The 12101-nt window shown below is 41.9% G+C and carries 7 protein-coding genes; 5 read left to right on the forward strand and 2 right to left on the reverse strand.

Features of this window, described 5'->3' with window-relative positions; all coding sequences use genetic code 11:
- Both G1O98_RS31850 and G1O98_RS31855 read right to left on the reverse strand, forming a co-directional pair.
- A partial coding sequence (locus G1O98_RS31850; protein ID WP_175586955.1) for a right-handed parallel beta-helix repeat-containing protein occupies window positions 1-1319 on the reverse strand: 1319 nt, incomplete at its 3' end.
- Between the two features lie 188 nt (window positions 1320-1507).
- On the reverse strand, window positions 1508-1648 hold the full coding sequence (locus G1O98_RS31855; protein ID WP_163936820.1) for a hypothetical protein: 141 nt from the start codon (window positions 1646-1648) through the stop codon (window positions 1508-1510).
- Between the two features lie 860 nt (window positions 1649-2508).
- Between G1O98_RS31855 and rtcA the strand changes: the two genes are divergently transcribed.
- From rtcA to G1O98_RS31880, 5 genes are all read left to right on the forward strand, one after another.
- Window positions 2509-3555, forward strand: a complete 1047-nt coding sequence (gene rtcA / locus G1O98_RS31860) for an RNA 3'-terminal phosphate cyclase (RefSeq protein ID WP_163936852.1) — start codon at window positions 2509-2511, stop codon at window positions 3553-3555.
- A gap of 436 nt (window positions 3556-3991) precedes the next feature.
- Window positions 3992-6340, forward strand: coding sequence for an EF-hand domain-containing protein (locus tag G1O98_RS31865; protein ID WP_163936854.1), 2349 nt, complete (start codon window positions 3992-3994; stop codon window positions 6338-6340).
- 325 nt (window positions 6341-6665) lie between these two features.
- A complete protein-coding gene (locus tag G1O98_RS31870; protein WP_012409445.1) occupies window positions 6666-7820 on the forward strand; it encodes an NAD-dependent epimerase/dehydratase family protein in 1155 nt (384 codons plus the stop codon).
- Window positions 7821-8154: 334 nt separating this feature from the next.
- Window positions 8155-9285: a glycosyltransferase family 1 protein gene (locus G1O98_RS31875; RefSeq protein ID WP_163936856.1), complete on the forward strand. Its 1131-nt coding sequence runs from the start codon at window positions 8155-8157 to the stop codon at window positions 9283-9285.
- A gap of 182 nt (window positions 9286-9467) precedes the next feature.
- Entirely contained in the window at window positions 9468-12047 is a 2580-nt protein-coding gene (locus tag G1O98_RS31880) for an adenylate/guanylate cyclase domain-containing protein (RefSeq protein WP_163936860.1), read from the forward strand.
- Window positions 12048-12101 lie beyond the last annotated feature (54 nt).

Genomic DNA, 12101 nt, shown 5'->3' on the forward strand with positions numbered 1-12101 from the left:
GTAATGACATCGCCAAAGTTAATCGCAGTAGTGCTGCCATCTGCAATATCAACTGTGCCGTTAAGAACTTGAATTTCAGGGGTAGCAATGGTATTGTAGGGGGCTTCGTATGCACCAATATCAATCACTGCCGTGCCATTACCATCGCCATCTTGAGGAGTTTTATTAGTTATACTATTGAAAATATTGGAACCAGCATCGATTGCGGGACTACCAGGTTGGAGACTAAAGTTACCATTGGCTGGATTAACAAATAATGGGTCTTTGTTTAAAATATTCCCTGAACCTGTAACGTTCAAAACTCCGTTGTAAGCAAGGTTATTGTTGAATGTTAGATTAGTAGACTTATTGCTGACAAGGAGAGACTCTCCCTTGCTTCCATACAGAATATTGTTATAAACTCGAACATTTTTAGCATAGTTAAGGAAAATTTCTCCGTCTGAAAGTACTTTTGAATTTTGGTAAATTGTATTATTCACAATGTCTACAGGGTTTTCTCCTTTTAAAATCTGAATACCTGCCCCGCCATTGTTGTAAGTTAAGTTGTTGCTGATTAAAGCTTTACCAGTGTAAGCAACATCTCCAACATAAGAAGTGTCAAGCATTATTCCATGACCTTCAGTTATTTTTCCTACTACCTTCCAAGGAACTAATGATTGATTATCAAAAACAGTATTACCTTTAATAATTACTTTGTAATCTGTCGTGTTGTTATCGGAATTCCAAAGGTTAAGCATGGAAATACCTTGTGTACCATAAGGTGAGTACCAAGCATTTCCAGAAACGACATTGTTTTCTATTGTAATGTAGTCTGCTTGTGTTGTTCCAATTCCTGACCCTGGAAACTTGGAAATATTGTTATTACTAATTGTGATATGACTTGAATGTTGATTTGGATTGTCACTGCTGACCGTAACATAAATACCATTTCCAGATGTTGCTGGATTATTTAAATTGTCTTTTTGGTTAAGTGCATCTTCTAATGTAAGATTGTCCCGATTTCCTACCAATGTTAAGCCTTCAATTGCTATGTAGGTTGAGCCTGTAATTGATATAGCCTGCCAATTTTTTGCGTTTGCTTCTAAAACAGGTGTGTGCCCAGGTAGTGCCTTAAATGTGATCGGTGCATTAGCTGTACCCTGCTTATTTGCAATACTCAGGATATTGGCGTAAGGAGAGGTGTAAGTACCATTCATCACGTAGACTGTATCACCTGCCTTCACCAAGTCAGCAGCTTTTTGGAGGCTGAGAAATGCATCTCCCTGGCTCAAACCATTAGATTTATCATTGCCTGTTCCAGAAACGTAATATGTAGCCATCTGTTTACTCCGAATGGGTGTAGGGGGGGAATTGGTAGTACAATTTCAGCAACTTTATTCAGTTGCTAAGTAGTTATTTGAATGAGTAATCTATCTAGATTTTTCAGGACAGTCACAGTTGTTCGATCGCAACTGGAAATCGCGTCGGTTATAGAAACGCTGTTGTAAAACTGAAAAATTTTCTTCTGTTAACCGTTAATGATTAAATCGGGAATGTAGATACCGTTGAGCGTTAGTGTTTTATTAAGAAGAATCGGACGATTAGCACGTGAATACGTAGCACAAAGATCGAGAAGTTTACTATCTTCTTTGAGCTTGTTATTAGACATTCTGTAACTGCTAGAGTTGGAGTCGAATTGAATTGTATTTTCATCTGTAGCAGCCGCGATCGCTGCTCTTTATGAGCTAGCTTTACTTATCTGCTATATTCAATACAACGATCATAAATTGGCATAATAATTCCTCTAAACTTTATCCGTTGTCTGAGGTCAGGAGGTTGCTAAATGGGTATGGTAAAATGTACCCCTGGCTGATAACTGGGGACTTAAAGTTATAGTGGTCAAAGTTAAATTGGTTGAAACTTTAGTGAGTTGAACCCTTAACTTAAGGGGACTAATGTAACAACTGAGCCGAACCTGTTCTAAGCGGTGTAACTCAATCCTTGTGAACTTGTTTAAAATTAACCTTTACAAATAGTACTTGATATCAGTGAATGCCCTGAACATAGTAAGTTTTTTTACAACAAATCCAAAAAAACTATGGAGATGGAATGGTGAAGTCCTGTTAATTTGCAGTGATATGGGAATGAAAAGTGCTTTGTGCGAGGATATGATGAAGTTTGTCTAAATATTCGGCAGGCTACGCTTACAACAAACAACGATTATCTAGTAAATAGGGTAAATTTTGGTTGTTGCGATCGCAGATGAGGGAAGAGGGTTTTCTGAATCGCCAAATATTAACTAAACTTGTTTATTATTTATAGCGACGATGCCTTTTCTACCGCCTTCGCTGCCCGAATATAGTCCCGATCGCAGTTTCTACTGTTGATAAGTCAAATGACTTGGGTACGATTGATTCATAGTTCTCGTAACGCTGTCATAACTTAAGTATTTTTCTTCTGAGAAGATACCGTTAATGTGGACTCGTTTACTTTTCGGATAACCCAAAATCCAACATCTCCAAATCGCCCATGATTGAAATTGACGGTTCCTACGGAGAGGGAGGCGGACAAGTTCTTCGCACTTCCTTAAGTCTAGCCGCCATTACTGGTGAACCCATACGGATTGCAGGCATTCGCGCTGGACGCAAAAAGCCAGGATTAGCAGCACAACACTTAACAGCCGTTCGGGCTGCGGGTAGAATTTGTAATGCCCAACTACGGGGTGATGCTTTGGGTTCAATGTTGCTGGAATTCATTCCAGGTAGTGCTGTGCAAGCTGGAATTTACACCTTTGATGTGAGTAAAGCACAAGAAGGTGGTTCTGCGGGTGCGATCGCTCTAGTTTTACAGACAATTCTTTTACCTTTAGCACTAGCAACGGGTAATTCTCAGGTAACACTAAAGGGTGGAACTCATGTAAACTTTAGCCCAACCGTAACCTACATTGAGCAAGTTTATCTGCCAATACTGCAACGTATGGGAGTAGAAGCCCAAGTTAAGTTAGGCGCTTGGGGGTGGTTTCCTCAAGGTGGGGGAGAAATAGAGTTGCAGGTGATTGGTGGTACTCAACTCGGTGGGATCAACTTGCTGGAAAGGGGAGAGTTACAACAAGTGCGAGGAATAGCAGCAGTAACGGAACTACCTTCTCATATTCCGCAACGGATGGCGAATCGTGCGGAGAATTTATTACGGGAAGCGCATTTGAAAGTTCGTGTACAGACTTTGCGAGAAAAAGGTGTGGCACCTGGAGCGGGTATTTTTTTAACTGCTGAGTATCAGAACAGCTTGACTGGCTTTGGTGGATTCGGGCGTTTGCGGTTGTCGGCGGAGACAGTTGCAGAAATTGCTTGTCACCAACTGCTTGAATTTCATCAAACTGGCGCAGCAGTGGATGAACATTTAGCAGATCAGTTATTATTGCCAGCGACTTTAGCGTCACAAGAAAGTCAGTATCGGGTGGCTGAAGTAAGTAGACATTTGACTACGAATGCAGCCGTAATTGAACAGTTTGGGCTAGCGCAAATTACAGTAAATGAAGCTGAAAAGATAGTATCTGTAAGGGGTTTGACTAGTTAAAGCAAGTGAGATTATTTTAGTAGTACTTGATAATAAAGTACTTTAGACTACTAACTAAAAATCAAAATAAATACTGTTATACTTTATATTTTCAATTAAAAGCAGCAACTGTTAACAGATAAGTTTAATAAATATTAAAAACTACGTTTGAAAAATCGTAAATATAATCAAATTTGCAATAAACAATAAAGTTAATTTTTACATTACTTAACTTACTTTCCTTTATTCTCACCTAGTTACTTTATCTAGAAAGTTGCATTTGTTGTAATCATAAGCAACTGACCAATTTACAAGGTGACTGCAAGTTTCGTTGAGACTAAGTTCAGTCGTTCCTAATACTTGTTATTTACCTAACATAACCAGACAGCATTGAAGTAGCTGTTAAAAAACATGGTAATAAATTTATTAGTGACACCTACGAAATTGGAATAAAACCGTGATTGATGAGCAAGAAATAGAAAAGCTGTGGCAAGCCTTCAAGGTATTAGATGTAGACGGCAACGGAGCAATCTCAACCGACGAACTGGGGGAGGTAATGCGATCGCTAGGGCAAAATCCCACGGAAACGGGGCTGCGTGACTTAATCAAAGAGATTGACGTGGATTTGTCAGGCACTATTGACTTTGACGAGTTTAAAACGCTGATGATCGCTAAGGTAGGCGATCGCGAAAGCCGCCTCAAGTTAGCCTTCAGCGCCTTTGATGTAGACAATAGCGGCCAAATTACTGCCGTCGAGTTGCGGACAGTAATGAGTCAATTTGGGCTGACAGACGTTGAGTTGAAGGAGATGCTACAGGAAGTAGATCATGATGGCGATGGCTCAATTGACTTTGAGGAATTTTGTCAGCTAGTACCGGAAGAATCAGAGACTAAAACAGGCTATAAAGACTCACCAATTTCTCTGGAAAGTTCGCTCAAGACAGTTGCCACTAACAATACACCAGTTGCCAATACCACACAGCCGACTCTACAAGAAGCAACCAGCAACACGACTCCAGAGTTGGCACAGCTAAGAGAACAGTTGGTGCAACACCCAAACTCACCAAATCAGAAAAAAAGCGGCACCTCCCGCTTACAAATGCAGATTGGTTTGTTTCGGCTAATTCAAGGAGCGGCCTACCGTAGTTTCCGTGAAAGTTTCTCTGCTAACCATGAGACTCACTTACGCGTCAAAAACCTGCCGTACAGAATTACTGACTTTGTGGAATTTGTCAAGCAGGCGATCGCGCTTTACAAAGGATTAGGTGTGGTGGAAGAGGCTTGCTACCCCGTACTAGATGCAGTAGTAGAATCGATTGCAGATGAATATGCCCGATTACAGGAGCGCGTCAAAGACTGGAAAACAGTGGCAAAGACTCCCGAAATGTTGGCAGAAGAGAAAAAGATTTTAGAAGCGCGGAGTAAATTTGCCAACGTCAAAGAAAAGTTTGCTGCCGGAGTCGAGTTTGCAATTACCATCAAAAAGAAAAGTCTCAGCTTGGGTGACATCGTAGAAGGTGTGCTGGCCATTAACGAGCTTAATCGGCTGAGAGGGATAGAAATGAATGAAGAAATGGCACCACCACCACCTAAATCTGAGGGTAATCCCAGAGACTATTTATGGAAGTGGAACCGTGTCATCCTCTCGCAGGCAACTGAGGAAGTGGATGGTGCAATGATGCCGATAGCATATTGGTATGAAGATTTCATGCCCAAGTTATTAGCAGCGTTTAGTGTCTCGACGGCAGCAGATATCCAAAGCAATACCATACCTGACGAGGCAGCTTTGGATGAGTGGTATAATTTGACAAAAAAATCCGGAGAATTTAACCGCTACGGAGCAGATGTTGCCGAAAACTTTCTCAATTGCACTGCAAAAGAGAAACTGATCCTCAAACAAGCATGGCGATTAACACATCACTACCTAAATGGAGTGCAGAAACGGCGCGAACGCCTAGAATTTGGGCGGGAGTCAGGCGCACTCTCGCAATATGTATCATTCATTGATGTCTATCTAAATCGGACTGAGGTGAAGGATTCCCAAATGCGTGTCAGCTTCCCCTATTACATCGGCCCAGCAGTGTGGCGCTTCTTCCACACCACGGCTGAAATAGCGTGTACCAAAACCGACGTACAGCAAAAAAACCTGATAGCAATCTTCAAGGACTTCTTCCAGCTGTTTGCTACGATGTATCCCTGTCCCTATTGCCGCCACCACCTAAATATGTACGTTGTGCAGAATAAGGAGGTGGATATGTATCCCGTGGAATACCTTGTCTTGGGACGCGATCCTAACCTTAGAGACTTTGAGGTATCACTGGAGGCAAAATTATCAACCGTAGTCGATGGTTCCTCCCTGCGTTTATTCTTCTGGAAGTTACATAACACTGTTTCTTCATCCATTGCGCGATCGGAAGAGTGGTATCACAAGGATGAGAAGGCGTTTTACACTACCCGCTTTTGGCCCAGCCTTGACTCAGAGCTAGCAAGAGCCAATGCCCTCAGATATACCAGCATCGAAACTGCTCGTATTTACAACATTTATGGAATGCTCAAGCCATTGGCACGGCTGACAGGAGTAAAAACGGAATTGCCAAAGCTGTTACAAAAAGGTGATGAAAATAGCCTGAAGGAAGCATGTATAGTTGCACAGAACCACATCGCGGATTTGGAGGAAGCTGTCATCCGTGGAGAGTTTCTGCAAGAGACATACTACTTTGAGCCTGCTCTCGTAGATAAGGCTCCACTCTTCACCCCTGAAGAGGAAGAGTTTGCCCGAACTGGTATGTTCACAGAAATTGCTTAAACATTAATACAGTAATACATTAAGACTTACGCAAAACTACAGATGGTAGGGGCAATTCATCTAGACGCAAAGCGTTGGGTGGGTTCGACATCAAGTAACTGGCGCAGCACTTATTGCCCCTAAAAGAAAATTCGGGTTTCGGCTATTGTTTGCGTAAGTCCTAATCCAGTTCAATTAAAAAATTTGCATAACCGATAATTTTGCGTAGAAACGTTGTGTTGCAACATTTCTACAGCTCCCTAAATTTACATCTCTCCCAGAATGATGATTGAGAGGGTACAGAAACCTGGTAGATTTAGCTATCAGCGAGTAAAAACTGGTGAAGATGAAAGTCCTGGTTATTGGTGGTGATGGATATTGCGGTTGGGCAACTGCTCTTTACCTTTCCAATCGAGGTTATGAAGTTGGAATTTTAGATAGTTTGGTGCGGCGGCACTGGGATAATGAACTAGGTGTCGAAACTCTCACTCCGATCGCACTAATTCAACAACGTCTCCAGCGCTGGCAAGATTTGACAGGTAAATCTATCGACTTGTTCATCGGCGATATTACAAATTACGAATTTCTTAGCAAAACCTTACATCAATTTCAGCCAAATGCCCTAGTGCATTTTGGTGAACAGCGTTCGGCACCATTTTCCATGATTGACCGAGAACACGCAGTTCTCACCCAGGTCAATAATGTAGTTGGGACGTTGAACTTGTTGTACGCCATGCGGGAAGATTTCCCGGACTGTCATTTGGTGAAGCTGGGAACGATGGGTGAATATGGTACACCCAACATCGACATTGAAGAAGGGTATATCACCATTGAACACAATGGACGCAAGGATACCCTACCTTATCCCAAGCAGCCTGGTTCGATGTACCATTTAAGCAAAGTTCATGATAGTCATAATATCCACTTTGCTTGCCGGATTTGGGGATTGCGGGCAACTGATTTAAATCAGGGCGTAGTTTATGGTGTCTTAACCGAAGAAACGGGGATGGACGAACTATTGATTAATCGGCTGGATTACGATGGTGTGTTTGGTACAGCACTAAACCGCTTTTGTATTCAAGCAGCTATTGGACATCCCTTAACTGTCTACGGTAAAGGTGGACAAACTCGTGGGTTTTTGGATATTCGGGATACAGTACGATGTGTGGAATTAGCGATCGCTAACCCTGCACAACCTGGTGAATTCCGCGTATTTAACCAATTTACCGAACAATTCAGCGTCGGTGATTTGGCATTGATGGTAAAAAATGCTGGTAACGCTATGGGATTGAAGGTAGAAATCAATCACTTAGATAATCCCAGAGTTGAGAAAGAAGAACATTACTTCAACGCTAAAAACACTAAATTGCTTGATTTAGGTTTACAGCCTCACTTACTCTCTGATTCTCTACTCGATTCTCTGTTAAACTTTGCTATTAAGTATCAGAAACGAGTCGATCACAAGCAAATTATGCCCAAAGTCTCTTGGCACAGAAATTAGGTAAACCCCAGTAAATCGTGGGTCTGAAATTGGTCGTCATATCTTAGCACAATATGGCGACCAATCAATTATTATTTATCAGGCGCATCATCCAGCTATTAAGCTGTTCTATATTTAAATTGCATAAACTGGGCACTTATGTTGTCCACCCCACAAGAGTTATGTTTAATTCGATTATGCGAATTAGATGTTTTATAGCTTACTAAATTTTCTGTCTAGCACAGTTATTATGACTATGCAAAATTGATTGCATCACACGAGACAGTTTATTCTGTGTTTAATCGCAAAATGCACTCTGAAGCTGAGATTATCTGCCTGTACTGAATAGTTTTTTATGAGAATTGCCCTATTTACTGAAACCTTTTTACCCAAGGTTGACGGCATTGTAACGCGTCTGCGCCATACTGTTGACCATCTACAGCGTAGTGGTAATCAAGTGCTGGTGATTGCCCCTGATGGAGGCATCACTGAACACAAAGGCGCTAAAGTTTACGGTATTACTGGCTTTCCTCTGCCATTGTATCCAGAATTGAAAATGGCACTTCCCCGCCCAGCCATTGGTTATGCTTTAGAAGAGTTTAAGCCAGAGGTGATTCATGTCGTGAATCCAGCCGTTTTGGGTTTAGCTGGCATATTCTACAGCAAAATCCTCAAAATACCCTTAATAGCCTCTTACCATACCCATTTGCCCCAATATCTTCAACATTACGGCTTGGGGATGCTGGAAGGTTTTCTTTGGGAACTGCTCAAAGGCGCTCATAATCAAGCAGCTTTAAATCTGTGTACCTCCACAGCAATGGTGGAGGAACTGACAGGACATGGGATTGAACGTGTAGATTTATGGCAGCGTGGGGTGGATACGGAATTATTTCACCCCGATTTAGCTAATCTAGAGATGCGATCGCGCCTATCCCAAAATCATCCAGAAAGCCCATTGCTACTTTACGTTGGGCGGCTTTCTGCTGAAAAAGAAATTGAGCGTATCAAACCAATTTTAGAAGCAATTCCCGAAGCGCGATTAGCATTGGTTGGAGATGGCCCACACCGCCAAGCACTGGAAAAACACTTTGCTGGCACAAATACTTATTTTGTCGGATATCTTATGGGACAAGAATTAGGTTCTGCCTTTGCGAGTGCTGATGCCTTCATATTTCCTTCGCGTACAGAAACACTAGGCTTAGTACTACTAGAAGCGATGGCTGCTGGCTGTCCCGTGGTAGCAGCCCGTTCCGGGGGAATTCCTGATATTGTGACAGACGGGGTAAATGGATATCTTTTTGAGCCAACAGAAGATGTTAAAGGAGCAATCGCTGCTACTGTTCGCCTCTTAGAACAAAAAGAACAACGAGACATCATCCGTCAAAATGCTCGCCAGGAAGCAGAAAGTTGGGGTTGGGCAGCTGCAACCAATCAGCTACAAGATTACTACCAAAAGATAATATTTGCTGAAAAGTTGACAAAATAAGAGGTAGCGAGTTGGGAGATAAGGGAACAGGGGAGGCAGGGGGAGAAAGAATAACTAATGCCCAATGCCTAAAATCTAAAATCTAAAATTCTCACAACCGAAACAGACTCATAATACAAGCCCATTTATTTATGGGGATTATTAATTTTGAATTTTGAATTTTTAATTCGGAGCGAAGCGACGTGACACTCCCCAACCCTGGCAGCGTCTTGGCTACATTAACTGAACTAACTCAAGTTAATCGGACTCACGCCTTATTGCGTCGCGTAAAAGATTTATCTGTTAATGAATTTGTTTGCCTACTCGACTTCATAACTGCTGAGTTCCAGCAATTTCTTAGAGCTATTGAACTAATCAATAATGAAGCTCTAGAAACTATGTTAGAGAAGGTACTAGAAGCTATCACACTTAAAATAGGTCAAGTCCTGCAAGCAGAACACACAGCCATTTTTTTAGTTGACCATGACAAAGGTCAACTATGGTCAAAAGTTCCTCAAGATAATACCCAAAAATTCTTAGAAATTCGTACTCCTATGACTGTGGGTATTCCCGGTCATGTTGCCAGTACAGGTCAATATTTAAATATATCCGAAACTTATACTCATCCTTTATTTAGCCCAGAACTTGAAAAACAAATGGGCTACAAAATTCATAATATTTTATGTATGCCTGTTATCAGCAGCAAAAACCAGATTGTTGCGGTAGTTCAACTGGCTAATAAAACCGGGAATGTTCCGTTTAATCATGATGATGAAGAACGTTTTCGAGACTTTGCCGCTTCTATTGGGATTATTCTGGAAAGCTGCCAATCTTTTTATGTCGCGGCTCGGAATCAACGAGGCGCAACGGCTTTGTTAAGGGCAACTCAGACATTGGGGCAAAGTCTCGATTTAGAAGCAACTTTGCAAATAGTCATGGAACAAGCTCGAATTTTAATGCAAGCAGACCGCAGCACGCTGTTTTTATATCGTAAAGAGATGAGCGAACTCTGGACAAAAGTTGCGGCGGCGGCAGATGGCACAAACTTGCTAGAAATTCGTATTCCAGCTAACCGAGGCATTGCTGGCTATGTGGCTTCTACTGGTCAAGCCTTAAACATTTCCGATGCCTACAAAGACCCCCGATTTGACCCAAGTACAGATAGAAAAACTGGTTATGTGACTCGCAATATTCTATGTTTACCAGTATTTAATTCTGCAAATGAATTAATTGGCGTAACCCAATTAATTAATAAGCAACAAAACAGCTTTACTGCTTCTGATGAAGAGTTTATGCGGGCATTTAATATTCAGGCAGGAATTGCTTTAGAAAATGCTCGTCTATTTGAAAATGTATTGTTAGAAAAACAGTATCAAAAAGACATTTTGCAAAGTCTTTCAGATGCGGTGATTTCTACAGATATGGCAGGTCGGATTGTCACGATTAATGATGCAGCTTTGGAATTATTGGGTTGTCCTGTAAAAAACACTAATACCAAAAGTAACAAGCTTTTGTGGGAACAAAATTTGATTGGTCGCTTAGTTTGGGAAGTTGTGCCGATTGAAAATCTCCAAATGCGACTCGAAGATAGCTTAAAAACTGGAGCTAAACATTATGTACCAGAGCAAACTTTGATGGTGGGAATTTCTCAAGTTAAGAATGCTGTTAATGGTAGTGGGACGTTTAGCACTCAGTACTCAATTTTAGCAATGTGCGATCGCACTAACCCCAATGTATTCATTCCCTGGAATCTCCCCCTCACACCCGAATCTGAGTTTTTTAGCCCTGATGAGGTGCAAACATTAGAACGCAGTACAAATCTCACCGTCAATCCCCTAACTAACCCAGAAGGCGGCGTTCGGGGTGGTTTGGTGGTGTTGGAAGACATCAGCCAGGAAAAACGAATGAAAACTACCATGTCTCGCTACCTAACGCCTCATGTAGCCGAACAAGTCATGGCTCTGGGAGAAGATGCTTTAATGGTGGGTGAGCGCAAGGATGTAACCATCTTGTTTTCTGATATCCGAGGCTATACAACACTTACAGAAAATATCGGTGCAGCTGAAGTATTATCTTTGCTCAATCAGTATTTTGAAACGATGGTAGAGGCGGTTTTTAACCACGAAGGCACGCTCGATAAATTTATTGGTGATGCGTTAATGGCGGTATTTGGTGCGCCGCTACCTCTGACAGAAAATCATGCTTGGAGGGCTGTGCAGTCAGCGTTAGATATGCGACAACGCTTAGAGGAATTTAACCAACGGCGAATTATCCAGGCACAGCCACAAATTCATATTGGCATTGGCATTAGTTCTGGAGAAGTGGTTTCTGGTAATATTGGTTCTCGCAAACGGATGGACTATACCGTAATTGGAGACAGTGTAAACTTGAGTTCGCGCTTGGAAGCGGTAACTAAAGAATATGGTTGTGATATTATTTTAAGCGAATTTACTTATCAGATGTGCAGCGATCGCATTTGGGTGCGCCAGTTAGATAAAATCCGAGTCAAAGGGAAACACCAAGCAGTTAATATCTACGAGTTAATTGGCGATCGCAACACCCCTCTAGATGCCAACACTCAAGAGTTTTTGTCTCACTATCATACTGGACGCGCTGCTTATTTATCGCGCGACTTCTCACAAGCGATCGCTTGTTTTAAAGCCGCCAAATACATCCAACCCAAAGACCAAGGTGTTGATATCCACCTAGAACGTGCGCGTAATTATTTACAAAATCCGCCCCCAGAGTTGTGGGATGGTATTTGGACAATGCTTACTAAGTAGTTATGAGGCATTGGGCATGGGTTATTAATTCTTCTCCCCCTGCTTCCCCTACCT

Origin of the sequence: Nostoc sp. UIC 10630 (genome assembly GCF_010747425.1) — a bacterium.
GTDB lineage: Bacteria > Cyanobacteriota > Cyanobacteriia > Cyanobacteriales > Nostocaceae > Nostoc.